This is a genomic window from Kutzneria chonburiensis (assembly GCF_028622115.1).
GTDB lineage: Bacteria > Actinomycetota > Actinomycetes > Mycobacteriales > Pseudonocardiaceae > Kutzneria > Kutzneria chonburiensis.
Window position 1 is genome coordinate 902866 of the sequence record NZ_CP097263.1, and the last position, 22831, is coordinate 925696.

The window sequence follows — 22831 nt, forward strand, 5'->3', positions numbered from 1 at the left end:
ATCAGCGGACCTTGGAAGTGTCGATGGAATTGACCGACCGGGTAGTCCTCGTGACCGGTGGCACCAGGGGAGTGGGCGCGGGCATCACCCGCGTGTTCCGGCAGGCCGGGGCCACCGTCGTCACCTGCGCGCGGCGGCCGTCCGGCGATCCCGACTTCGTCGCGTGCGACGTGCGCGAGCCCGAGCAGGTGATCGCCATGATCGACGGCATCGTGGCGCGTCACGGGCGGCTCGACGTGCTGGTCAACAACGCCGGCGGCGCCCCGTACGCCGACGCCGCCGAGGCCTCGCCCCGGTTTCACGCCAAGGTCGTTGAGCTCAACCTGTTGGCCCCGCTGCTCGTCTCGCAGGCGGCCAACCGCGTGATGCAGGGGCAGCCCGACGGCGGCGCGATCGTCATGGTCAGCAGCGTCAGCGGGCAGCGGCCGTCGCCCGGCACCGCCGGCTACGGGGCGGCCAAGGCCGGCCTGGACAGCCTGACCGGCAGCCTGGCCGTGGAGTGGGCGCCGAAGGTGCGGGTCAACGCCCTGGCCGTCGGGCCGGTCCGCACCGAACTGTCCGAACTGCATTTCCCCGACCTGGCGGCGGTGGCCAAGACCGTGCCGCTGGGCCGGCTGGCCGAGCCCGAGGACGTCGGCCACTGCGCGTTGTTCCTCGCCTCGCCGCTCGCCTCGTACGTGTCGGGCGCGACGCTGCTCGTGCACGGCGGCGGCGAGTGGCCCGCTTTCCTGACTGCGCAGTATTCATCAGACCGGGGAGAACGATGAGGGTAGCCATCGTCACCGGCGCCGGCCGCGGCCTCGGCCGGGCCCACGCGCTGGCCTTCGCCGCCGCCGGCTACGCCGTGGTGGTCAACGATGTCGACGACGCCGCTGCCGATGTCGTGGCCGAGATCGGCTCACATGCCGTGGCCAACCGGGACGACATCGCCGACTGGGACGGGGCCGCGCGGCTGGTCGACACCGCGCTGAGCGCGTTCGGGCGGCTGGACGTGCTGGTCAACAACGCCGGTTTCGTGCGGGACCGGATGCTGGTCAACCTCGGCGAGTCCGAGTGGGACGACGTGGTCCGCGTGCACCTGAAGGGCCATTTCGCGCCGCTGCGACACGCCGCGGCGTACTGGCGGGGCGAACACAAGGCGGGACGGCCCGTAACGGCCCGCGTGATCAACACGACTTCCGGGGCGGGACTGCTGGGCAGTGTCGGCCAGGGCAACTACTCGGCCGCCAAGGCCGGCATCCTCGGCTTGACGTTCGTCGCCGCGGCGGAGCTCGATCGCTACGGCGTGACCGTCAACGCCATCGCGCCCGCGGCCCGGACCCGGATGACCGCGGAGACCTTCGCCGCGCAGATGGCCGCGCCCACAACGGGTTTCGACGCCATGGCGCCGGAAAACGTGTCGCCCCTTGTGGTGTGGCTCGGCAGCGAGGAAGCCGGCGACGTCACCGGGCGTGTCTTCGAGGTCGAGGGCGGCCGCATCTGCCTGGCCGACGGCTGGCGTCGCGGACCCACCGTTGAGCGGGAAGAACGCTGGCCGGTCAACGAAGTCGGCCCCGCCGTGCGAGCACTGCTCGACAAGTCCGTGCCGCCGGAGCCCGTGTACGGGGCGGGATGATCCGGTCACACAGCGGCAAATTCTGCTAACGAACCGGCAACGTCACTGTCCATTGTGGTCCATTTGGCGCAAGCTCCTGAGCGGAACTCCACTTCGCCGTCGCTTCGCTGGAGGCCGCCATGGCCAGGTCGGTCATTCGCAACACCCTCGCCGCCGCACTGATCGTCGGGGGCCTCGCCCTGTCCGTGGCCGGTGCCGCATTCGGCGCACCGCCCCCGCCACCGCCGTCCGGCGACCCACGCGCCGTCGTGCACGGCGGCAACGCCACCACGTGCTTGGAAGCGGGCTTGGACGGCGGCTTCATCACCGTCACCGACACGATCAAGGACAACACGTACATCACCATCACCGGGCTGCCCGACAACACCACCGTCACCGGCGTCGTGGTCAAGGGCAGCGACGGCTACAACGTGTATCTGCCCGGCGCGCTCGGCTCGCTGCCGTGGGTCGACCTGCACTCGCCGATCGCCGGCAACAGCGGCGCACCGGCGACCATCAGCCACTGGTTCGTGTGCGGCACCGCGACGACCACCACCACGCCGCCGACGACCACCACGACGACCACGACCACCACGACGACGACGACGAAGTCGACGACCACGACGACCGTGCCGTCGACCACCACCACCACCGACACGACGACCACGACGTCGGACACCACGACGACGACGCCGACCAGCACCACCACGACCGCCCCGGTCACCACCACCGAGGCGCCGCCGACCACCACCGAGGTGGCGTCGACCTCGTCCGGAGGGCTGGCCTTCACCGGCTTCTCCGGGGGCTGGCTGATCATCATCGCGCTGGTGCTCATGCTGGCCGGCCTGTCGCTGCTGACGGTGCCGAAGCTGCTGGCCCGCCGTCGCTGAGGGCTCGGTCCGCCCGTCCTACCGCGCTCGCGGTAGGACGGGCGGCCGCCGTCTGCGGTCGACGCGGTAGGGCGAAAGCCTGTCGTGGCCGGACGACGGGAGAGCGGCGTTTCGCCAGGCTTTCGGCATGGTTCTCGGCACGAAACGGTGGGTTCGGTGGAGCCTGCGGGGGATGGCGACGCTGGTCGCGGCGGATGCGTACGGGCAGGCGGTGCTGGCCGGGCGGTTCCTGTCCGGCGACGTCGGAATGTTGTTGGCGCACCGGTACAACGCCACGGACGGGCTCGTCTGGCTGTCGGTCGGCCTGATCGTGGTCACGGTGATCGGCTGGCGTACACGTCAGGTGTCGGGGCACATGCCGGCGCTGGCCACCGCCCTGACGGTGATGGTCGTGGTGCAGGTGGCGATGGGGTTCAACCGGGTGCTCGGCGTGCACATCCCGCTGGGCGTGGGAATCATCGCGCTGGCGACCGTGCTGGCGGTGTGGGCGTGGCGGCGATGATCACCCGACGGCAGCTGCTGGGATACCTGGGTGGGGTAGCGGCGATGGGCGTCGGCCTGCCGCTGCTCGGCGGTACGACCGAGCCGGGGACGCTGATCCCGAGCCTGCTGCCGCTGCCCACGCCGTTCCGCGCCAGGCTGCCGATACCGCGCACGCTGACGCCCGGCCGGCATCCCGAACACCCGGGCGCGGACTACTACGAGATCGTCGACCAGGTCGTGGCGCACGAGATCATTCCGGGCGTCAAGACGCGGCTCTGGGCACCGGGCGGCACGTTCCCCGGGCCGACCATCGTCTCGCGCAGCGGTCGGCCGACGGTGGTGCGACGGATCAACCGGCTGCCCGTCCCGACCGTCAACCACCTGCACGGCGGCCACGTGCCGGCGGACAGCGACGGCTTCCCCACGGACCTGGTCTTTCCGCTCGACTACGAGCCGGAGCACGAATCCATGGCCGGCATGCCGATGGTCGAGGACCCCTCAGCGGTCACCACGGTCGGTCACCGCGACTACGTGTATCCCATGAACCAGCGCGCGGCGACACTTTGGTACCACGACCACCGGATGGGCGCGACGGGCACGGATGTGTGGAACGGCCTCGCCGGCTTCCACCTGATCCGTGACGACGAGGAGCAGGCCCTGCCGCTGCCGTCGGGCGACCGGGACATCCCGCTGATGGTGGCCGACCGGTCGTTCAACCGTGACGGCTCGTTCCGCTCGCCGGACACGGCCATGGACGGCGCTCTCGGCGACGTGATCCTGGTCAACGGCGCGCCGTGGCCGGTGGCCGACGTGCATGCTTGCCGCTATCGTTTGCGCCTGCTCAACGCCTCCAACGCTCGTCGCTACCGCTTTGCGCTAGGCGGCCTTCCGTTCGTCCAAATAGGATCGGACGGCGGCCTGCTCGAACGGCCCCTGACTCACTCCACTGTGGACGTTGCCCCGGCCGAGCGGTTCGACGTGATCGTCGACTTCAGCGGCCACCAAGGCCGTTCCGTCACGTTGACCGACGAACTCGACGGCGGGCCGATCATGCGGTTCCGGGTCGGGGACCCTCTGCCGGACCGCACCGACGTCCCCGACCGGCTGAGCGAAGTGCCGCTGTTGCGCCGTGAACAGGCCGCTGTCATCAGGGAATTCGCGTTCCAGAAGGGACCGCGCTACTGGGGCATCAACGGCGAGCTGTTCGATCCGACGAAGCCGATCGCCACGCCGCGGCTCGGCGAGTACGAGATCTGGCGGCTGGTCACCGACTTCCACCACCCGGTGCACCTGCATCTGGCCCAGTTCCAGGTGCTGTCCCGCAACGGGAAGGGCCCGGGCCCGGCCGACGCCGGCTGGAAGGACACGATCGACCTGCGGCCGGCCGAGGTCGCCGAGATCATCGTGCGGTTCACCGACTACCGGGGCCGCTATGTGCTGCACTGTCACAACCTGGAGCACGAGGACATGGCCATGATGGCCCTGGTGACGGTGGTGTGAATGAGACGGCAGCTGGCCGAGGCCACGGTGCTCGGCGGCACGGCGGTGGTCGGCCTGTTCGGCGTGGCGGCCGAGTGCACGTATGCCCATCGCCCGCCGCCTCCGCTGGCCTGGGCACTCGCGCTGACCGTGGTAACGGTCTTGGCGTTACCTCTCCGGCGGCGCTTCCCGGTCGCCGTGGTCGTCGGGATCCTGGCCGCCTGCCTGGTCTACCACCTGGTCGGCTACCCCGGCCTGGCGATCGCGGCGGCGATCGCCCCGGCTTGCTACACGCTCGTCGCCGAGGGCGATGGACGGCGATCCTTGCTGGTCGGCGCGCTGGCGGCGGCTGCCGTGACGGTCATCTCGTTCCTGCCGCCGGCCAGCTTCAACCTAGGTGCCACCACCGGCATCGTGACGATCCTGGTCGCCCTGCTCGCGATGGCCGAGGCGCGCCGGGCTTGGCGGTTCGCGGCCGACGAGAGGCTGCGGGCCGTCACCCGGGAATCCGAGCGACGCCTGGTCGACGAGCGGTTGACCATCGCCCGCGAGCTGCACGACGTGCTCGCCCACACCATTACCTTGATCTCCGTACAGGCCGCGGCCGGCTTGGACGCCCTGCCGGCCCGTCCGGACAATGCCGAGGAGGCGCTGCGCACGATTCGCGGTGCGGCCAAGGAGGCCATGGCCGAGCTGCGCAGCACCGTGCGCGTCCTGCGCGAGGTCGACGAGCTGGCCCCGCAGCCCCGACTCGACCAGGTCGGCCAGCTCGTGGACGTGGCGCGGAAGGCTGGCATCGACGTCGACCTCACGACCAGCGGCGATGCACGTGAGCTACCGGCCGGCGTGGAACTGGCGGCCTATCGCGTCGTCCAGGAGGCGCTGACCAACGTCGTCCGGCACGCGCACGCCACGGCGGCAACCGTCCGTATCGACCATCGCGCCGACTGCCTGCACGTCGAGGTCGTCGACAACGGGGACGCGAGCGAGCCGCCGGTCGACGGCCACGGCATGATCGGCATGCGGGAGCGGGTCCGCGCGGTCGGCGGCTCCTTCGCCGCCGGCCCGACTCCGGGCGGCGGCTTCGCCGTGTCGGCCCGGTTGGACCTCGGAGGTGCGCGATGACCGTCCGGCTGGCGTTGGCCGACGACCAGGCCCTGGTCCGCGCCGGTTTCCGAGCGTTGCTGGAGAACACTCCCGACTTCGACGTGGTCGGCGAGGCCGCCGACGGCCGGGCCGCCGTCGACCTGGCCGTCCGTACGAAACCGGACGTCGTGCTCATGGACGTCCGCATGCCCGTCCTCGACGGCATCGAGGCCACCCGTGAGATCTGCGCCGCGCTCCCCGCGACCCGGGTGATCATGCTGACCACCTTCGAGATCGACGAGTACGTCTTCGCCGCACTTCGCGTAGGGGCCAGCGGCTTCCTGCTCAAGGACGTCGAGCCCGACGACCTCCGCAACGCTGTCCGCGTCGTCGCCGCCGGCGAGGCCCTGCTGTCCCCGAGCGTGACCCGCCGCCTGATCGCCGAGTTCGTCGCCACCCCGCAGCGCACCGCCGCCCAGACCTCGTTGCTGGACAAGCTGACCGACCGCGAACGCGAGATCACCGCACTCGCCGCCGAAGGGCTCACCAACGACGACATCGCCGAGCGCCTCGTGATCAGCGTCGCCACCGCCCGCACCCACGTCTCCCGGGCCATGACCAAGGTCGACGCCCGCGACCGTGCCCAACTGGTCGTCTTCGCGTACCAGTCAGGGTTGGTCCGCCCCTAGCCGACCTCGTACGAGGTCGGCGGGCGGTTGCCGTCGATGTCGGTGAAGCCGTAGCGCTCGGCCAACGCGGCGGTGGTCTCGACGCTGCCGGTCCGTTCGAGCCGAGCGGGATCCGTGGCCAGGCCGACGACAGCGCGGCCGATGAACCGGGGCGTCTCGGCCAGGTTGACGTCGAGCACGCGACCGTCGGGGAAGTCCAAGACCTGGTGGCCGTCGGAGGTGGTGCGGGCGGCGGCGAGCAGGAACTCGGTGCGTACGAGTCCGGGCCAGAGGGAGAACACCGCAACGCCACGGAGTTTGAGCTGGGTGGCGAGCTCGGCGACCAAGCGGTCCGTGGCGGCCTTGCCGACGCTGTAGGACACGTTCGGCACCTGCTCGCCCGGCGACGACACGGCGACGATCAGGCCACTGTCGGACATCATCGGCACGGCGTGCACGGCGGCCACATACGCCGCCCGGGTGCCGAGGCCCAGGACCTGGTCCCAACTGCCGATGGGCAGCTCCCAGAACGGCCGGGTCAGCCAACCGGCCAGGTCGGGGGAGCAGAAGGCGCTGTTGACCACGATGTCGACGGTGCCCTGCTCGTCGGCGATCCGGTCGAACAGCGCGGCGGTCTGCCCGTCGTCGAGGACGTCGGCCGCGACCGCGATGCCGACGCCGCCGGCTTCGGTGACTGCCGCGGCGGTCTCGGCCAACGGCCCGGCGCTGCGTGCGACGACGTACACCGTGGCACCTGCGGTGCCTAACTCGACCGCGATTCCCTTGCCCACGCCGCGACTGGCGCCGGTGACCACCGCGACCTTGCCCTTGAGCTCCATCCGGCCAAGCTACGTGATCATGCCGCTGACATCGGCCGCCGCTGTCCGGATGTGCACTATTTGCGGGCCCGCACCGAGAACGTCACCGGAGTCGCCTCGTCGCCCTCGCCGAACCGCTCCACGGTGAAGCCGACATCGGTGAAGGCGTTGAGCAGCTGGTGCATCGGCCAGTGCGCGGCCCCGACCCGGTTGCGCACGCCCTGGTCGGTCCACGACCTCTTGGTCCAGCTGCCGTCGCGGTACCCACCGCCGATCACGATGTTGTCCGGATCCGACCGGTCCGCGAAATGCCCACAGAAGCACGGGTGCACGCCGATGTGGACAAAAACCCCGCCCGGCTGAAGTACCCGCCGCACCTCGCGCAGCACGCTCGGATAATCGGGCATATCGGTATGGACCATCACCGACAGGACCGCCGGCAGCGAGTCGCTCGGGAACGGCAGGTGCTCGGCGTCGGCCCGCATCACCGGCAGCCGGTCCATCGCGTAGCCCAGCATCCCGGTGGACAGGTCCACCCCGATCGGCGTCCAGCCCAGCGCCTGCACCGCCGCCGCGTGCGCGCCCGTGCCGCACCCGATCTCCAGGCACACCCCGGTGCCCTTGCCGAGCATCTCGACGAGCTGCCGGGGCAAACCGGGCAGCGGGGAGAATTGTTCCTCGTACCAGTCGGCGATCTCGTCATATACGGCCTTCACCCCGTCCACGCTGGCGTGAACGGGGTGAAGGGCAACCGTGTTCGCTACGGGATGACCATCACCGGTTCCGGTGCGAACCGGATGTCGGCCAATGTGCCCGGCCGCAGGTCGACGGCGGCGGAGCTGGGCAGGTCGCTGTCCACCTCGGTGCCGTCGGCCAATTCCACGGTGACCCGGGTGACGGGACCGCGGAAACTGCTGCGTGCCACCCGGACGGTGCCGGCGACCGCCGGACTGAGCAGCACGGACTCGGGGCGCACAAGGGCCGTGATCTTGGCGCCGGCGGAGACCTCGGGCGGCTGGGTGACGGCCAGCCGCTGGCCGAGAACCTCGACCTCGGTGCCGGAGGCGATGCCGGGAATGCGGTTCATGGCGCCGACGAACGCGGCCACGAACGGCGTGGCCGGGCGGGTGTAGACCTCGTCGGGGCTCGCGCACTGCTCCAACCGGCCGGCGTTCATCACGGCGACCCGGTCGGACATGCTGAGCGCCTCCTCCTGGTCGTGCGTGACGAACAGGGTGGTGATGCCCAGACGTTGTTGCAGGCCACGGATCTCGTCCCGCAGCTGCACGCGCACCTTGGCGTCCAAAGCGGACAGTGGCTCGTCCAGCAGCAGCACCTTGGGCTCGATGGCCAGCGCACGGGCCAACGCGACGCGCTGCTGCTGGCCGCCGGACATCTGTGTGGCGTAACGGTCGTAGTGCTGGTTGAGCCCGACGAGCTCGAGCAGCTCACCGGCCCGCTTGGCCCGCGCGGCCGGGCTGACGCCGCGCAGGCGCAGCCCGAACGCGACGTTCTCGCCGGCGGTCAGGTTGGGGAACAGGCTGTAGGACTGGAAAACCATGGCCATGTCCCGCTTGTTGGCCGGCACCTTGGTGATGTCCCGGCCGTCCACGAACACCGCGCCGGCGTCGCTGTGCTCCAGCCCGGCCACGATGCGCAGCGCGGTGGTCTTGCCGCAGCCGGACGGCCCGAGCAGGCTGACCAGCTCGCCGGGCGCGATGTCCAGGTCCAGCCCGTCCAGCGCGGTCACCGGGCCGTAGCCGCGGCGCAGCCCGGCCAGCCGGACCGGGCTGCCGGGCTTGGCCTCGGTGCTGGGATCGATGGTGGCGGTCATCCGGACCTCCCGGTGCGGCGGGCCCCGCGCTGCCCGAACACGGACATCAGCAGCAACAGCGCCCAGGTGACGATGAGGATCAGCATGGAAGCCGCGGTGGCGACCTCGCCGTCCTGCTGACCGGCCTGGACCGTCCAGACCGGCAGGGTGTTCATCAGCAGCAGGTTGGCGATGGTGAACTCGCCCAACACCATGGCCGCGCTGAGGATCGAGGCGTTGAGGATGGACGTGCGCAGGTTCGGCACCACCACCCGCAGCAACACGGTCAGCCAGCTCGCGCCGAGGTTGCGGCCGGCCTCGACCAGCGTGGTCAGCGGAATCGACGACAGGCCGGCGTCCAGCGTGCGATAAGTGAACGGCAGGGCCAGCACCACGTACTCCAGCGCCAGGATGACCGGCGTGCCGGTGAGCCAGTTCGGCCCGCCGCGGAACGCCACCAACACTCCGTTGGCCAGCACCACGGCCGGGATCACCAGCGGCAGCACGCAGATCGCCTCGATCAGCCGCCGCAGCTTCGGCAGCCGCAGGTGCACCCACGCGGTGGTCGGGACCATCAGCACCAATGTGATCACCACGGTGCCGGCGGCCAGCTCGAGCGAGGTGATCAGGTTGTCCACGAAACCGGGCTGCCCGAACAGGTTCTCCCACGTGGACAGGTCGTGCGTGTCGTGAACGCCGCGCAGGCTGAACTCCACCGACGCCGCGATGGGGATCAGAAAGTACAGCGCGGCAACGATCAGCACCAGCCACGCGGCGACGCGACCCTTGCCGAGCTTGCGGCGGGGGCCCTGCGTCGCAACGGTCAGATCGGCAACTGCGGTCATCGCAACCACCTCGACGTGCGGCGCTGCATCCACGCGTAGCCGGCCAGCGCGAGGCCGACGATCAGGATCATGCCCAGACCCAAGGCATTGCCCAGGTTCTCCTGGCCGACGGCCACGTTGCCGGACATCACGGCGGCGATCTGGATCGGCACCAACGGAATGATGCCGTTGGTCAGCGCCGCGGCCGTCGCGTACGCGGCGAAGGCGTTGGCGAACAACAACATCAGTGCACCAAGGAACGGCGGCAGCAGCAGCGGGCCGCCGACCAGCCGCCAGTACTGCCAGCGGCTCGCGCCCAGGTTGCTGGCCGCCTCCTGCCACTGTGGACGGAGACCCTCCAGCGCCGGGAAGATCACCAGCACCATCAGCGGGATCTGGAAGTACAGGTACACCAGGGTGATCCCGGCGAAGCCGAACAGGCTGAAGCCGGAGATGTCCAGGCCGGCCGAACCCAGCCACTTGGTCACCAGACCCTGGCTGCCGATGGCCGCGATGAACGCGAAAGCCAGTGGCACGCCGGCGAAGTACGCCAGCACGCCGGAGGCCGTCGACACCACCTGGCGCAACGCGCCGCCGGGCGGCGAGGCGCTGACCGCGAAGGCAATGGCCAGCCCGACCACGGCCCCGATGACCGCCGTCAGCGCGGAGATCTCCGTGCTGACCACGAAAGCGTGCAGATACGGGTCGCCGGCGGCGGCGCCGATGTTGCCCAGCGTCCAGCCGCCGGCGTCGTCCTGGAACGCGCCGACGACCACGGAGATCGTCGGCACGCCCAGGAACACCGCGACGTAGGCCAGAAACGGCAGCAGCCCGAGCAGGTCGAGCCGCCGCCGCACCTTCTGCTCAGCCAACGGTCTTCGCCCAGTTGGCGGCGATGACCTTCTTGGCCGCGTCCAGCTGCGCCTCGGTCGGGAACGGCGAGTTGCCGCTGACCTTGGGCAGCGCGTCCAGCAGCGTCTTGTCCACGGTGCCGGCGCCCTGCATGGCGGCCAGCTCGACCGGACGGGCCCAGCCCTTCAGGAAGCCGTTCTGGCCCTCGGCGGAGTACAGGTACTCCTCCCACAGGCGGGCGGCGGCCGGATGCGGGGCGGTGGCGCTGACGGCCTGGTTGTAGTAGTTGGCGTACAGGCCGTCGGTCGGCACGACGACCTTCCAGTCCACCTTGCCCTTGAGCGTGTCGGCCGCCGAGACCTGGAGGTAGTCCCAGTCGATGGTGATCGGCGTCTGGCCGGACTGGATGGTCGCCTGGGTGGCGCCGACCGGGATGAAGTTGCCGGACTTCTTCAGCTCGCCGAAGAAGTCGATGCCCGGCTGGATGTTGTCGGCGTTGCCGCCCTTGGCCAGCGAGGCCGCGAACACGCCGGCGAAGGCCGCGCCGGCCTTGGTCGGGTCGCCGTTGAGCGCCACCTTGCCCTTGTAGTCCGGCTTGGCCAGGTCGGCGAACGAGGTCGGCGGCGTGGTGATCTGCTTGGCGTCGTAGCCGATGGAGATGTAGCCGCCGTAGTCGTTGAACCAGCGGCCCTGCGCGTCCTTCTGCGAGTCCGGGATGTCCTTCCAGGTCGAGACCTGGTACGGGGCGAGCAGGTTGGCGCTGGCCGCCGACAGCGCGAAGGAGGAGCCGAGGTCGAGCACGTCCGGGGCGCGGTCCTGGCCCTTGAGCTGCTTGACCGCGTTGATCTCGTCCTGGCTGCTGCCGTCCGGGTTGGCATCGTTGATCTTGATGCCGTACTTCTTGGTGAAGTTGTCCATCAGATCGCCGTAGCCGGCCCAGGTGCGGGGCAGCGTGATGACGTTGAGCGTGCCCTCCTTCTTGGCCGCGGCGATGAGGGCGTCCATGCCCCCGAGGTCGGCGGCGCTCTTCGCGGTGGCCGCCTTGTCGTCCGACGCGCTGCTCGCGCCGGACGAGGAGCCGCATGCGGTGGTGGCCAGCGCGACGACGGCCAGCAGACCGGCCGCGAGGGTACGGCTTCTGTTCACGGGGGACTCCAGGAGTACGGGGAACGACTGGCGGCAGACTTGTTCACCGAACTGACCACTTGGCTAGATAAGTGGGAACATGGTTGAACAGCGACATGAACTCCGGATGTCGGATTCCCCTCACGGCGGGTGACCGAGCGGTTGCCGGTTACGGTGCTCGGCATGGGGACGACGCTCTACCGCCGAGTGGCCGAGGACATCAGGGCAGCCATCGTTTCCGGTGCGTACCAGGCGGGAGCCCGGTTGCCGTCCGAGTCGGAGCTGGCTTCCCGCTACGGCGCGTCGAGGGGCACGATCCGGCAGGCGTTCGCCGCGCTGGTGGCCGACGGAGTGATCTCGTCACGACAGGGCGCGCGCCGGGTGGTGCTGGGCGGGCCGCGGTTGCAGACGTTCAACGAGCTGGTGAGCTTTTCCCGCTGGGCCAGGGCGATCGGTGAGGAGCCGGCCGGCCGGGTCGAGCGGCTGGAGCTGAGGCCGGCCGCCGAGGAGGAGTGCGCGCAGCTGGAGGTGCCGCCGGGCAGCCGGGTCTATCACCTGACCCGCGTGCGGTTCCTGTCCGGACGGCCGGTGATGGTCGAGCGGACCGCCTGGCGCGAGCCGGTCGGCGCCATGGTCGCCGGCATGGACCTGGACGTCGTGTCGATCACCGACCGGCTGGAGGACCTCGGCGTGATCTTCGCCGACGCCGAGCACCAGATCGACGCCGTGGCCGCGACGTCGGAGGACGCGCGGCTGCTCGACGTCCGGCCGCGCACGCCGCTGCTGCGGGAGCGGCGGCGCACGGCCGATCCGAACGGCGTCATGCTGGAGTGGTCCGATGATCGCTACGTCGGCGACGTCGTGGCGTTCACGGTGCGGAATTCCGCGGGTGCCAAGGCCTTGTCGCGGCTACCCTCGCAGCGGTGACGACGAACTGGGTGGAGTGGCACAACGCCTATGACGACCCGACGTCCGGGCTGGTTCGCCGGCTGGCCCACGTGCGGCGGCGGGTGCTGACGGCGCTGCGGGACGCGCCGGCCGGCGAGATCCGGCTGATCAGCATGTGCGCCGGGCAGGGGTTGGACGTCTTCGGTGCAGTGGCGGAGTTCGACCGTACGGACGACGTGGTGGGGCGGCTGGTCGAGCTGGACCCGGAGAACGTCGCCGCTGCGAAGGCGCGGGGTGTGCCGGGCATCGAAATCGTCGAGGGTGACGCGTCGGTCACCTCGGCCTACTACCCGGCCGATGTCGTGCTGGCGTGCGGCGTTTTCGGCAATGTGTCCGATGAGGACGTTCAGCGCACGGTGACACTGCTGCCGATGCTGTGCCGTCCGGGCGCGACCGTGGTGTGGACCCGCCACCACGAAGCGCCGGATCTGACGCCGTCGATCCGGGAATGGTTCGCTGCGGCCGGTTTCGAGGAGCTGGGCTTCGACACCGAGCCGGGCTACTCGTACTCGGTCGGCACGCACCGGCTCGTGGGAGAGCCTTTGCCTTGGCAGGACACGAAGTTGTTCGACTTCGTCGGCAAGCCGTTCGACGGCCGCCGCAGCCCTGTGTCGTAGCGGCGGTCAGATCCGTTCCAGGATGCTGCCGGTGGCCAGCGCGCCGCCGGCACACATGGAGATCAGCGCCGTCGACGCGTCCCGCCGCTCCAACTCGTGCAGGGCGGTCGTGATCAGGCGCGTGCCGGTGCTGCCGACCGGGTGGCCGATGGCGATCGCGCCGCCGTTCACGTTGACCTTGGACGGGTCGGGCTGGTGCACCGACTGCCACGACAGGACCACGGAGGCAAAGGCTTCGTTGACCTCGAACAGGTCGAGGTCGTCGATCTTCATGCCGCTGCGCTCCAACACCCGGTTGGTGGCCGCGACCGGCCCGTCCAGGTGGTAGTACGGCTCGGCCCCGACCAGACACTGTGAGACGATCCGTGCGCGGGGAGTGAGTCCCAGCTGCCGGGCCCGTTCCTCCGACACCAGCAGCACGGCGCTGGCCCCGTCGGAGATCTGCGATGAGGTGCCGGCCGTGTGCACACCGTCCTCCAGCACGGGCTTCAACCGGGCCAACGCCTCCATGCTGGTCTCGCGCAGGCCCTGGTCGATGTCCACGCCCTTCACCGGCACGACCTCGTCACGGAACCGGCCGGCGTCCCACGCGGCGCGGGCGAGTTCCTGCGACCGCAACCCGAACCGGTCCACGTCCTCACGGGTGATGCCGCGCCGCTGCGCGATCCGCTCCGCGGCCAGGTACTGGTTGGGCAGGTCGATGTCCCACGACTCCGGCCGCGGCGCGCCCGCGTCGCTGCCTCGGTTGCTGCCCAAGGGAACCCGGCTCATCGCCTCCACGCCGCAGGCGATGCCGACGTCGATCGCGCCGACCGCGATCAGGCCGGCGATCAGGTGCGTGGACTGCTGGGCCGAGCCGCACTGGCAGTCCACGGTCATGCAACCCGCGCCTTGCGGCAGGCCGGCGTGCAGCCATGCCGTTCGGGTGATGTTGTTGGACTGCTCGCCGGCCTGCGTCACGCAGCCGCCGATCACCTGCTCCACCAACGCCGGATCGATGCCGGCCCGCTCCACCACCGCCTGCTGCGCCGCGCCGAGCAGCTCGGCGGCATGAAGTCCGGCCAGCCAGCCGCCGCGCCTGCCGATCGGCGTGCGTGCCGCCGCCACGATCACCGGGGTGCCCATGACCTCAAAACTAGAACAGGTTCTCGTTGCATGCAATGGTCGTTTGAGCAGCAGGGTTCCGCTAGTTAACGCCGTATGCTAGGAAGGTCGTAGAACCCGTTCCACGCACGACGAGGTGCCTGGAGGCAGCGTGGTACCCGACGGTTACGACTTCACCGATCCCGATGTCTACGCAGACGGCGTGCCGTACGGGCACTTCGCCGAGCTGCGTCGCACCGCGCCCGTCTGGTGGAACGCGCAGAGCGGACACTGCGGCGGTTTCAGCGACGGCGGCTTCTGGGCCGTGACGCGGCACGCCGACGTGCGCGAGATCTCCCGCCGCAGCGACGTCTTCTCCTCGTGGGCCAAGGGCGCGATCGTCCGCTTCGGCCAGGAGATGCCGCCGGAGCGGATGGAGATGCTGCGGCTGATCATGCTCAACCAGGACCCGCCGCAGCACACCAAGGTCCGCGGCATCGTCTCCCGCGGCTTCACCCCCAAGTCGATCAACTCCTTACGCGACGCGCTGCGCGACCGGGCCGAGCGCATCGTCGACGCCGCGGTGGCCGGTGGCAGCGGTGACTTCGTCACCGATGTCGCGTGCGAGCTGCCGCTGCAGGCGATTGCCGAGCTGCTCGGCGTGCCGCAGGAGGACCGGCTCAAGATCTTCGACTGGTCGAACCAGATGATCGCGTACGACGACCCGGAGTACGAGATCGAGCCGGACGTGGCCAGCGCGCAACTGCTCGGCTACGCCTGGAACATGGCCGAGCAGCGTCGCGCCTGCCCGATGGACGACATCGTCACCAAGCTCGTGCAGGCCGACGTGGACGGCGAGGCGCTGGGCTCCGACCAGTTCGGCTTCTTCGTGCTGCTGCTGGCCGTGGCCGGCAACGAGACCACGCGCAACGCCATCACCCATGGCATGGCGGCCTTCCTCGACCACCCCGAGCAGTGGGAGCGGTTCAAGGCCGAGCGCACCGCAACCGCCGCCGACGAGATCGTCCGCTGGGCCACGCCGGTCGTCGCCTTCCAGCGCACGGCCAAGGAGGACGTGGAGATCGGCGGCGTGTCGATCAAGCAGGGGCAGCGGGTCGGCATGTACTACAGCTCGGCCAACTTCGACCCCGAGGTGTTCGACAACCCGCACGCCTTCGACATCGGCCGCGACCCCAACCCGCACCTCGGCTTCGGCGGCAGCGGCACGCACTACTGCCTCGGGGCCAACCTGGCCCGGCTGGAGATCGAGCTGATCTTCAACGCCATCGCCGACCGGATGCCCGACATCCACAAGCTGGCCGAGCCCGAGCGGCTGCGTTCCGGCTGGCTCAACGGCATCAAGCACTTCCAGGTCGCCTACGCCTAACCCCCGCGAGTCCCGCTCACAGACACCCCGAAATGCGGTTTCCAGCACATTCGAATGTCACATGCGCGGCGCACTTGCCTCCCTGAGGCACGTGCGGTCCGCATGTGACAGGAGAGGGCTACCGGAAGCCGTATTTCGGTGTGACGCTGGGCGGGACTCGCCGCTTTGTTCTACTTGGCCGTGAACACGAGTGGGGGCCGCGACCAAGTAGAGATGTGATGACAGCAATCGACGAGGCGGCGCCACCTGGCCACCTCGCGGATTTCGAGCAGCTGTTCGAGGCGCACGCCGATGACCTGCACCGCTACCTGGGCAGACTCGTCGGCGGCGTGGCCGACGACCTGGTCGCCGACACGTTCGTGGCGGCCTTGAAGGGCCGCGACGGCTTCGATCCGGCGCGGGCATCGGCCCGGGCCTGGCTGTTCGGGATCGCCAACAACCTCGCCCGCAACCACCTGCGCCGCCGTAAACGTGAGACGGCCGCGACCGCCCGGCTGGCCGACGCCGCCCGGGCCGAGAGCCACGAGAATCGCGTGGTCGAGCAGGTCGACGCGCAGCTACGGGCCCGCCGGCTGCGCGCGGCCATCGCCGAGTTGGACGACGCCGACCGCGATGTGCTGCTGCTGACCAGCTGGGCCGGCCTCGACTCGAACGAGATCGCGGAGGTGCTCGGCATCCCGGCCGGCACCGTGCGGTCCCGCCTGCACCGCGTGCGCCGCCACCTGCGGGTCGCCGCGCCGAGAATGGATCTTGGGAGCACCGATGATGTGGACTGACAGCGAGCTCGACCAGGCCCTGGCCGACCAGCCGGCGCCGGCCTTCAGCCCCGAGGCCCGGGCCCGTGCGCTGGCCGCCCTGCGCGCGGCCGAGGCCGCGCCGGCCCGTCGCAACGGCAAGGCGTGGTGGCTGGCCGCCGCGGCGGCGGCCGTGGTGGCCACCGGCGTGACGGCCACCTTTCTGTCCGGCGGACCCGCCCCGCAAGCCAGCGCCGCGGCAGTGCAGAGCCTCCAGCAGGCGTCAACCGTAGTCGGCGACGTGCGGGTCGGGCCGGGGCAGTACTACTACACCGCCACCCACGACTGGGACCTCGGCGCGGCCCAGACGCGCACCGGCAAGCACCTGGACGCCATGCTGGAGAACGTCCGCGAGGTATGGATCCCGGCCAACCGCTCCGACGAGTGGCTGCGGCGCTCCGGGTACACCGGCCGGCACACCTGGATCGTCGGCAGCGACGACCTGGTCAAGGCCGAGGGCGACGGCGGCCTGTTCGAGCCGGCCAAGATCACCGAGGAGCGGGGCACCTGCGGCGACTGGAACGGACGCCAGATGCCGCAGCTGGGCGGTTCCCCGGACGACGGCAAGCCGTGCGACCAGCGGATCGGCGATTTCTCCGCGCCGACTCCGAGGTTCATCGCCCAGCTGCCGACCGACCCGGCCAAGCTGTACGACCAGCTGCTGGCCGCCGCCCATGGCGACAAGTCCACCGCGCTGAAGGATGCCGCCGGCGTCCTGCTGTCGGCCGACGCCGACCATGCCGTGCGGTCCACTGTGTACAAAGCGCTGATGTTGATGCCAGGGCTGGACGTCACCGACAATGCGGCCAATTTGGACGGTCAGCGCGGTGTCGCCCTCGGTGTGTCCAACGGCACCCTGCGCCAGGAGATCGTCCTCGACCCGGGCACCGGTCGGTACATCGGTGACCGCCTGACGCTGGTCGTCGACGGCAGCGACTACTGGGCCGGGGTGAAGGCCGGCAGCGTGGTGGAGTTCAACTCGGTGCGGATCGGCGTCGCCGAGAAAATCGGTGTCGCGCCTCGGTAACGTGGAGGCATGGATACGGAGCGACTCACGTGGGCGATCGGCGAGCCGGTCGTCCGCGTGACGCCGTTCGGCGGCCGTGGCTACACGCCGGCCCGCCGGATGATCGTGGAACTGGCCGACGGCACAACGGTGTTCGCCAAGCAGGCGGTGAACGAGTACACGGCGGGGGAGTTGCGGCGCGAGCACGCGAACTACCTTCGACTGGACGCGTCGTTCATGCCCCGGCTGCGCGGCTGGGACGACGACGGCAGCGTGGAGCCGATCCTGGTGCTGGACGACCTGTCCGGCGCGCACTGGCCGCCGCCGTGGCGGCTGGACCAGGTGCGTCAGGTGCTGGACACCATCACGGCGATCGGCCGGCAGCCGGTCCCGGACGGCATGCCGGTGCTGGACGAGAGCTCGATCAATGGTGGCTGGCAGACCGTCGCCGAGGACCCGGAACCCTTTCTGTCGCTGGGACTGTGCACGCGAGCCGGGCTGAACTGGATGCTGCCGACCATGCTCGAGGCGTCCGCCGCGGCGAAGCTGTCCGGCGATTCCGTGGTGCACCTGGACGTGCGCAGCGACAACCTGTGTTTCTCCGGCGACCGCACGGTGTTCGTCGACTGGAACCACAGCTGCCTGGCCAACCCGGAGCTCGACCGCGCGGCTTTCCTGCCCAGCGTGCACGCCGAAGGCGGACCGCGGCCGGACGACGTCGCGGACATCGACATCACCCTGGTCGCGGTCGTGGCCGGGTTCTTCGCCGCCCGGGCCGGGTTGCCGCCGGTGCCGGACGCGCCGGGGTGCGCCCGATCCAGCGCAAGCAGCTGGAAGTGGCGCTGCCGTGGGCGATTCGGGCGCTAGGGCTTGGCTCGTAGCGTCTTCATCGCGCGTTCCATCTCCCAGTGCGCCCGGACCGAGCGGATCAGCCCGTCCTCGTCGATCCGGTAGACGAACACGCCGTCGGTGTCCATCAGGTTGTTGCCGGGCAGGTGGATCGTGATGGTGCCGACGTTGGCGCACTCAAGACCGTTGGCGTACGAGTCGGTCATGGTGAAGTCGAAACCCTCGGCCAGCGCGATCGCCTTGTCCCAGAAGGCCGCGATGGCCTCGTGCCCGTGATGGCCGAGGCCGTCGGGGTCGAACGGGGACGGGCCGACCGGGTCCTCCACGCTGCCGTCGAGCGCGAACAGCGAGATCCACTTCTCCTTCTCGCCGGCCACCACGGCCTCCATGGACCGCCAGGACGCCTTGCGCGCCGGGTGTTCGGCCTTCGACGCCCGCCAGTCGATCATGCCGTCACCTTCTCGATCACCTCGTGCTGGAAGCGCCGCAGCGCGTCCTGCTTGGCCGCCAGCTCGCCGTCGAAGCCGACGCCGTAGAGCAGCCACGGCATGACGATGGCGTCGGTGACACCGGCCCCGGCCAGGTCGCGGTAGCCGTCGACGCCGAACTTGTCGATCGACACGGCCTGGATCTCGAACGGCTGGTCGTCGCGCCCGTATTCCTTGCGCAGCTCGGCGAGCCGGGCGACGATCTGCTGGAGGTCACCGAACTTGATCATCGCTGACGTCCAGCCGTCACCGATGCGGGCGGCCCGGCGCAGCCCGGCCTCGGTGTGCCCGCCGACGTAGAACGGAACCGGTTTCCCGGGCGTGGGGCTCATCTGGAGCTTGTCGAAGTCGTAGTACCTGCCGTGGTACTCGACCATGCCGCCGCCGAGGATCAGCTTCAGCACGTCGATCATCTCGTCCGAGCGCGGCCCGCGGTGCGCGTATTCCGTGCCGCACCAGGCGAATTCCTCCGGCGACCAGCCGAGTCCGACGCCGAGCCCGAACCGGTCGTTGGTCAACGCGGCCACCGAGTTGACCTGCCGGGCCAGCAGCACGGGATTGCGCGAGCCGAGCTTGAGGACCTGTGTGTAGAAGCGGATCGTGCTGGTGCCGGCGCCCATCGCGGCTGCGGCGATCAGCGGGTCGGCCCACGGCGTGTCGGCGTTCCAGAACCGGCTGCCGTCCGGCGTGTACGGATAGTCGGCCGACACCTTTTCCGACCAGAACAGGGAATCCGGCAGCGCGATCGACGCGAAGCCGCACTCCTCGGCCGTCTTGGCCAGCTCGACCAGCTGGTCCAGCGGGCTCATGGCAATCGCCAGCGTGAACTTCACCGCGCACCCGGCCTTTCCGATCCGACCACCCAGAGCGAGAAGTACTGCGAGCCGCCGCCGTAGGCGTGGCCCAGCGCGACGCGCGCGCCGTCGACCTGGTGGTCGCCGGCCCGGCCGAGCACCTGCATCGCCGCCTCGGCGTAGCGCAGCAACCCTGATGCCCCAATGGGATTCGAGGACAGCACACCGCCGGACGGGTTCACCGGCAGGCGTCCGCCGATCGCGGTCTCGCCCGCCTCGGTGAACTTCCAGCCCTGGCCTTCCTCGGTGAAACCGAGGTTCTCCAACCACATCGGTTCGAACCACGAGAACGGCACGTAGATCTCGGCAACGTCCACTTCGGACACGGGATCCTTGATGCCGGCCTGCTTCCACAGCGCCGCCGAGGCATCCTTGCCGGCCTGTGGGCTGACCTGGTCGCGTCCGGCGAACGTTGTCGGCTCCGTGCGCATCGCCGTGGCGTGGATCCACGCCGCCGGGCGGCCCTTGGCCGTCTGCTCGTCGGCGATCACCACGGCCGCCGCGCCGTCCGAGGACGGACACGTTTCGTCGTACCGGATCGGGTCCCACAGCATCGGCGACGCCTGCACCGACTCGACCGTGATGTCCGGCTGTTTCAGGTGTGCGTAAGGATTGAGGGCGCCATTGCGGCGGTCCTTGGCCGCGACGATCGCGCCGATGTGGTCCGGCGCACCGGAACGCCGGATGTAGGACCGGACGTGCGGCGCGAAGTAGCCGCCCGCGCCGGCGCCGACCGGCATGTGGAACGGCGGCATCACCGACAGCGCCCACATGGCATTGGACTCGGACTGCTTCTCGAATGCCACCGCCAGCACCCGGCGGTGCACGCCCGACTGCACCAGGCTGGCCGCCACATTGCCGGTCGAGCCACCCACCGAACCCGCGGTATGCACGCGCAGCAACGGTTTCCCGGTCGCGCCGAGCGCGTCGGCCAGGAACAGTTCGGGCATCATGACGCCCTCGAACAGGTCCGGGGCCTTGCCCAGGACGACCGCGTCGATGTCGGCCCAGTCGGTGCCGGCGTCGGCCATCGCGCGGTCGATCGCCTCCCGGCAGAGGCCGGCCATGGACACGTCGAGCCGCTTGGCGGTGTGGTTGGTCTGGCCGGTCCCGATCACGGCCGCGAGTTGCCCGCCCATCAGCGTCCCTCCAGCACACAGACGAGATTCTGTTGCAGCAGCGGGCCGCTGGTCGCGTGGGCCATGGCCTTGTCGGCTCGGCCGGCGCGGATCTCGGCGGCCGCCGCGCCGATGCGGATCAGGCCGGCGGCGAACAGCGGATTTCCGGCCAGCACGCCGCCGGACGGGTTCACCCGCACCTCCTCGCCGAGACCAAGTGCTTGGCGCAGCAGGATTTCCTGGTGCGTGAAGGGCGCGTAGAGCTCGGCCACCTGGACTCCGTCGATGCCAGCCGCCTTGGCCGCCGCGATGGTCGACGGCGACGTGGTCAGGTCGCGGGCACCGATCAGGGGAGTGTCGATCCGATGCTCGAATCCGGTGATCCAGGCCGGCCGCTCGCTCAGCTCGCGGGCTTTGTCGCCGGCGGCCAGGATGATCGCCGCCGCACCGTCGGTGATCGGCGCGCAGTCGTGCGCCCGCAGCGGATCCGCGATGTACGGCTGTCGCAGCAGTTCCTCGACCGTGGTTTCACCGGACAGCTGTGCGTCCGCATTGGACAGTGCCGCACGACGGCTGGCCGCCGCCACCGCGGCCATGTCCCGTTGGCTCCACAGGCCGGCGTCGAGGCCCAGCCGGGCCTGAAGTCCGGCCAGGCCAACGGTGTCCGGCCACAGCGGCGTCGTCAGGTAGGGGTCCATCTGCATGGCCATGACCCGCCGCAGCTCGCCGGCCGACGACTTGCCGAAGCCGTACACCAGCGCAGTCTCCACCTCGCCGGTGCGGATCTTCACCCACGCCTCGTACAGCGCCCACGCGGCGTCCATCTCCACGTGCGACTCCATGATCGGCGGGAACGCGCCGATCGCGTCCACCGCAGCGATGAAGGAGAACGCCCGCCCGGCAAGGTAGTCCGACGACCCCGAGCACCAGAATCCGATGTCCTGTTTGGACAGACTGGTGTCGGCGAGCAGCCGGTGGAACACCGGCACCAGCATCTCGACGCCGTTGGTGGTGCCGGGTGTGCGGCGCACGTTCGGCGCCTGCGCGAAGCCGACGACCGCCACCTCGCTCACGAGGGCCTCCTACAGATGCTGTGAATACGATTCATAAGGCGCGTCCGGTTCGCCCGTCGGCTCGAAGTGGTCGATGTTCTCCAGCGTGGTGCCCCACTGGTCGCGCGGCCGCCAGGCCGCCCGCACCCGCATGCCCATCCGGACCTCGCTCGCCTCGCAGCCCAGCACCAGGTGCAGGAACGCGATGTCCGCGCCTTCGAGCAGGATGTAGGCGGCCACGTAGGGCGGCTTGATCCGTTGGCCCAGGAACGGCACGTTCACCACGCAGAACGTGGTCACCACGCCGTGGTCGGGCAGTTCGATCTCGTCTTCGGTCGGCACGCCGTCGGTCGGGCAGGAGCCGCGCGGCGGGATGTAGACCTTCTCGCAGGCCGGGCAGCGCTGGCCGAGCAGCTTGCCCTCGGCCAGGCCGCGCAGGTAACGGCTTTCCTCCGGCGAGGCCGCGTGCTGGTACGTGAGGTGGATCGGCGTGGTCACCATCGTGACCGGGTCGCCCGCTCCCGGCTCGCGTTCGGTGGGCTCATTGTCCAGCGGTTCAAAGCATTCGATGTCCCGGATGCTGCCGATCGGTTCGGCGGCCCAGCGCACGCGAACGCGCATGCCGGTGCTCATCCGGTCCGGCGAGCCGGCGTCGACGGCGTGCAGCAATCCGGTGTCGGCGCCGTCGAGTTTGATCAGCGCCCAGGCAAAGGGATGCTGAAGTGGTTGGCCCGCAAGCGGTTGCGGGATCCAGGACCAGGTCTGCACCACGCCTTCGGTGGCCACGTCGACGAATTCGGTGAGCTTCTCCGCGGTCACCGGGTCGTACTCGGTCGGCGGCACCAGGATTCGGCCGTCCGAGCCGCGGACGCCGGCGATCTTGTGCTCGCGCAGCCCCGTGGCGAACCGGCCCAGCACCGGCCCGAGCGAGCGGGTGTAGTCGAACCCCACGTTCAGCGGGGCGCTCAACGGTTCCGAGCTGATCGTCACCATCGAAGTGAAA

The 22831-nt window shown here is 70.1% G+C and carries 25 protein-coding genes; 13 read left to right on the forward strand and 12 right to left on the reverse strand.

Features of this window, described 5'->3' with window-relative positions; genetic code table 11:
- Positions 1-23 precede the first annotated feature (23 nt).
- From M3Q35_RS04315 to M3Q35_RS04345, 7 genes are all read left to right on the forward strand, one after another.
- Positions 24-767, forward strand: a complete 744-nt coding sequence (locus M3Q35_RS04315) for an SDR family oxidoreductase (protein ID WP_273940290.1) — start codon at positions 24-26, stop codon at positions 765-767.
- Entirely contained in the window at positions 764-1615 is an 852-nt protein-coding gene (locus M3Q35_RS04320; RefSeq protein WP_273940291.1) for an SDR family oxidoreductase, read from the forward strand. The genes M3Q35_RS04315 and M3Q35_RS04320 overlap by 4 nt, the downstream gene beginning before the upstream one ends.
- Positions 1616-1734: 119 nt before the next feature.
- A complete protein-coding gene (locus M3Q35_RS04325) occupies positions 1735-2484 on the forward strand; it encodes a hypothetical protein (RefSeq protein ID WP_273940292.1) in 750 nt (249 codons plus the stop codon).
- Between the two features lie 172 nt (positions 2485-2656).
- A complete protein-coding gene (locus M3Q35_RS04330; protein WP_273940293.1) occupies positions 2657-2986 on the forward strand; it encodes a hypothetical protein in 330 nt (109 codons plus the stop codon).
- Positions 2983-4467 carry a multicopper oxidase family protein gene (locus M3Q35_RS04335; protein ID WP_273944247.1) on the forward strand — a complete coding sequence of 495 codons (1485 nt, stop codon included), beginning with the start codon at positions 2983-2985 and terminating at the stop codon, positions 4465-4467. Before M3Q35_RS04330 ends, M3Q35_RS04335 begins: the two co-directional genes overlap by 4 nt.
- A complete protein-coding gene (locus M3Q35_RS04340) occupies positions 4468-5571 on the forward strand; it encodes a sensor histidine kinase (RefSeq protein WP_273940294.1) in 1104 nt (367 codons plus the stop codon).
- Positions 5568-6221, forward strand: coding sequence for a response regulator transcription factor (locus tag M3Q35_RS04345; RefSeq protein ID WP_273940295.1), 654 nt, complete (start codon positions 5568-5570; stop codon positions 6219-6221). The genes M3Q35_RS04340 and M3Q35_RS04345 overlap by 4 nt, the downstream gene beginning before the upstream one ends.
- Here the strand turns inward: M3Q35_RS04345 and M3Q35_RS04350 are convergent.
- Genes M3Q35_RS04350 through M3Q35_RS04375 form a run of 6 tightly spaced genes read right to left on the reverse strand, consistent with a single transcriptional unit; the run spans position 6218 to position 11653 of the window.
- Positions 6218-7039: an SDR family NAD(P)-dependent oxidoreductase gene (locus M3Q35_RS04350; protein ID WP_273940296.1), complete on the reverse strand. Its 822-nt coding sequence runs from the start codon at positions 7037-7039 to the stop codon at positions 6218-6220. The two genes, M3Q35_RS04345 and M3Q35_RS04350, sit on opposite strands and share 4 nt — an antisense overlap.
- A gap of 56 nt (positions 7040-7095) precedes the next feature.
- Positions 7096-7734, reverse strand: coding sequence for a class I SAM-dependent methyltransferase (locus M3Q35_RS04355; RefSeq protein ID WP_273940297.1), 639 nt, complete (start codon positions 7732-7734; stop codon positions 7096-7098).
- Positions 7735-7778: 44 nt separating this feature from the next.
- Positions 7779-8852: an ABC transporter ATP-binding protein gene (locus M3Q35_RS04360; protein ID WP_273940299.1), complete on the reverse strand. Its 1074-nt coding sequence runs from the start codon at positions 8850-8852 to the stop codon at positions 7779-7781.
- Positions 8849-9676, reverse strand: coding sequence for an ABC transporter permease (locus M3Q35_RS04365; RefSeq protein ID WP_273940300.1), 828 nt, complete (start codon positions 9674-9676; stop codon positions 8849-8851). Before M3Q35_RS04365 ends, M3Q35_RS04360 begins: the two co-directional genes overlap by 4 nt.
- Positions 9673-10527 (reverse strand): ABC transporter permease, encoded by an 855-nt coding sequence (locus M3Q35_RS04370; protein WP_273940301.1) that lies wholly within the window; start codon positions 10525-10527, stop codon positions 9673-9675. Before M3Q35_RS04370 ends, M3Q35_RS04365 begins: the two co-directional genes overlap by 4 nt.
- Positions 10520-11653 carry an ABC transporter substrate-binding protein gene (locus tag M3Q35_RS04375; protein WP_273940303.1) on the reverse strand — a complete coding sequence of 378 codons (1134 nt, stop codon included), beginning with the start codon at positions 11651-11653 and terminating at the stop codon, positions 10520-10522. The genes M3Q35_RS04370 and M3Q35_RS04375 overlap by 8 nt, the downstream gene beginning before the upstream one ends.
- A gap of 162 nt (positions 11654-11815) precedes the next feature.
- Between M3Q35_RS04375 and M3Q35_RS04380 the strand changes: the two genes are divergently transcribed.
- Both M3Q35_RS04380 and M3Q35_RS04385 read left to right on the forward strand, forming a co-directional pair.
- Positions 11816-12559, forward strand: coding sequence for a GntR family transcriptional regulator (locus M3Q35_RS04380; RefSeq protein WP_273940304.1), 744 nt, complete (start codon positions 11816-11818; stop codon positions 12557-12559).
- Positions 12556-13197, forward strand: a complete 642-nt coding sequence (locus M3Q35_RS04385) for a class I SAM-dependent methyltransferase (RefSeq protein WP_273940305.1) — start codon at positions 12556-12558, stop codon at positions 13195-13197. Before M3Q35_RS04380 ends, M3Q35_RS04385 begins: the two co-directional genes overlap by 4 nt.
- A gap of 6 nt (positions 13198-13203) precedes the next feature.
- Here the strand turns inward: M3Q35_RS04385 and M3Q35_RS04390 are convergent, their stop codons facing one another.
- The gene (locus M3Q35_RS04390) at positions 13204-14322 is read right to left on the reverse strand and encodes a steroid 3-ketoacyl-CoA thiolase (RefSeq protein WP_273940306.1); all 1119 of its coding nucleotides are present in this window, start codon (positions 14320-14322) and stop codon (positions 13204-13206) included.
- A 130-nt stretch (positions 14323-14452) separates the two neighbouring features.
- On the opposite strand from M3Q35_RS04390, the gene M3Q35_RS04395 reads away from it, so the two are divergent.
- The 4 genes from M3Q35_RS04395 (at position 14453) to M3Q35_RS04410 (ending at position 18334) form a co-directional block, all read left to right on the forward strand.
- Positions 14453-15667 carry a cytochrome P450 gene (locus M3Q35_RS04395; RefSeq protein WP_273940307.1) on the forward strand — a complete coding sequence of 405 codons (1215 nt, stop codon included), beginning with the start codon at positions 14453-14455 and terminating at the stop codon, positions 15665-15667.
- A gap of 218 nt (positions 15668-15885) precedes the next feature.
- The gene (locus M3Q35_RS04400) at positions 15886-16443 is read left to right on the forward strand and encodes an RNA polymerase sigma factor (protein ID WP_273940308.1); all 558 of its coding nucleotides are present in this window, start codon (positions 15886-15888) and stop codon (positions 16441-16443) included.
- Positions 16430-17488, forward strand: coding sequence for a CU044_5270 family protein (locus M3Q35_RS04405; RefSeq protein ID WP_273940309.1), 1059 nt, complete (start codon positions 16430-16432; stop codon positions 17486-17488). The genes M3Q35_RS04400 and M3Q35_RS04405 overlap by 14 nt, the downstream gene beginning before the upstream one ends.
- Positions 17489-17497: 9 nt before the next feature.
- Complete coding sequence (locus tag M3Q35_RS04410) at positions 17498-18334, forward strand: phosphotransferase (RefSeq protein WP_273940310.1); 837 nt, start codon at positions 17498-17500, stop codon at positions 18332-18334.
- Here M3Q35_RS04410 and M3Q35_RS04415 read toward each other — a convergent pair.
- From M3Q35_RS04415 to M3Q35_RS04435, 5 genes are read right to left on the reverse strand one after another with little or no spacing between them, the layout of a single operon-like run.
- Positions 18331-18765, reverse strand: a complete 435-nt coding sequence (locus tag M3Q35_RS04415; RefSeq protein WP_273940312.1) for a nuclear transport factor 2 family protein — start codon at positions 18763-18765, stop codon at positions 18331-18333. The two genes, M3Q35_RS04410 and M3Q35_RS04415, sit on opposite strands and share 4 nt — an antisense overlap.
- Positions 18762-19637, reverse strand: a complete 876-nt coding sequence (locus M3Q35_RS04420) for a TIGR03619 family F420-dependent LLM class oxidoreductase (RefSeq protein ID WP_273940313.1) — start codon at positions 19635-19637, stop codon at positions 18762-18764. Before M3Q35_RS04420 ends, M3Q35_RS04415 begins: the two co-directional genes overlap by 4 nt.
- On the reverse strand, positions 19634-20797 hold the full coding sequence (locus M3Q35_RS04425; protein ID WP_273940314.1) for a thiolase domain-containing protein: 1164 nt from the start codon (positions 20795-20797) through the stop codon (positions 19634-19636). Before M3Q35_RS04425 ends, M3Q35_RS04420 begins: the two co-directional genes overlap by 4 nt.
- On the reverse strand, positions 20797-21849 hold the full coding sequence (locus M3Q35_RS04430; RefSeq protein WP_273940315.1) for a thiolase domain-containing protein: 1053 nt from the start codon (positions 21847-21849) through the stop codon (positions 20797-20799). The genes M3Q35_RS04425 and M3Q35_RS04430 overlap by 1 nt, the downstream gene beginning before the upstream one ends.
- A gap of 9 nt (positions 21850-21858) precedes the next feature.
- Positions 21859-22821, reverse strand: coding sequence for a Zn-ribbon domain-containing OB-fold protein (locus M3Q35_RS04435; protein ID WP_273940316.1), 963 nt, complete (start codon positions 22819-22821; stop codon positions 21859-21861).
- Positions 22822-22831: the final 10 nt, after the last annotated feature.

What these genes read in the sequence shown, in the direction of transcription:
- M3Q35_RS04435 (WP_273940316.1), bottom strand. Translation starts at nt 22,821, where the DNA reads ATGGTGACGATCAGCTCGGAACCGTTGAGCGCCCCGCTGAACGTGGGG.
- M3Q35_RS04390 (WP_273940306.1), bottom strand. Translation starts at nt 14,322, where the DNA reads ATGGGCACCCCGGTGATCGTGGCGGCGGCACGCACGCCGATCGGCAGG.
- M3Q35_RS04330 (WP_273940293.1), top strand. Translation starts at nt 2,657, where the DNA reads ATGGCGACGCTGGTCGCGGCGGATGCGTACGGGCAGGCGGTGCTGGCC.
- M3Q35_RS04380 (WP_273940304.1), top strand. Translation starts at nt 11,816, where the DNA reads ATGGGGACGACGCTCTACCGCCGAGTGGCCGAGGACATCAGGGCAGCC.
- M3Q35_RS04335 (WP_273944247.1), top strand. Translation starts at nt 2,983, where the DNA reads ATGATCACCCGACGGCAGCTGCTGGGATACCTGGGTGGGGTAGCGGCG.
- M3Q35_RS04320 (WP_273940291.1), top strand. Translation starts at nt 764, where the DNA reads ATGAGGGTAGCCATCGTCACCGGCGCCGGCCGCGGCCTCGGCCGGGCC.
- M3Q35_RS04405 (WP_273940309.1), top strand. Translation starts at nt 16,430, where the DNA reads ATGATGTGGACTGACAGCGAGCTCGACCAGGCCCTGGCCGACCAGCCG.
- M3Q35_RS04410 (WP_273940310.1), top strand. Translation starts at nt 17,498, where the DNA reads ATGGATACGGAGCGACTCACGTGGGCGATCGGCGAGCCGGTCGTCCGC.
- M3Q35_RS04415 (WP_273940312.1), bottom strand. Translation starts at nt 18,765, where the DNA reads ATGATCGACTGGCGGGCGTCGAAGGCCGAACACCCGGCGCGCAAGGCG.
- M3Q35_RS04400 (WP_273940308.1), top strand. Translation starts at nt 15,886, where the DNA reads ATGACAGCAATCGACGAGGCGGCGCCACCTGGCCACCTCGCGGATTTC.
- M3Q35_RS04360 (WP_273940299.1), bottom strand. Translation starts at nt 8,852, where the DNA reads ATGACCGCCACCATCGATCCCAGCACCGAGGCCAAGCCCGGCAGCCCG.
- M3Q35_RS04425 (WP_273940314.1), bottom strand. Translation starts at nt 20,797, where the DNA reads ATGGGCGGGCAACTCGCGGCCGTGATCGGGACCGGCCAGACCAACCAC.
- M3Q35_RS04340 (WP_273940294.1), top strand. Translation starts at nt 4,468, where the DNA reads ATGAGACGGCAGCTGGCCGAGGCCACGGTGCTCGGCGGCACGGCGGTG.
- M3Q35_RS04365 (WP_273940300.1), bottom strand. Translation starts at nt 9,676, where the DNA reads ATGACCGCAGTTGCCGATCTGACCGTTGCGACGCAGGGCCCCCGCCGC.
- M3Q35_RS04325 (WP_273940292.1), top strand. Translation starts at nt 1,735, where the DNA reads ATGGCCAGGTCGGTCATTCGCAACACCCTCGCCGCCGCACTGATCGTC.
- M3Q35_RS04315 (WP_273940290.1), top strand. Translation starts at nt 24, where the DNA reads ATGGAATTGACCGACCGGGTAGTCCTCGTGACCGGTGGCACCAGGGGA.
- M3Q35_RS04350 (WP_273940296.1), bottom strand. Translation starts at nt 7,039, where the DNA reads ATGGAGCTCAAGGGCAAGGTCGCGGTGGTCACCGGCGCCAGTCGCGGC.
- M3Q35_RS04345 (WP_273940295.1), top strand. Translation starts at nt 5,568, where the DNA reads ATGACCGTCCGGCTGGCGTTGGCCGACGACCAGGCCCTGGTCCGCGCC.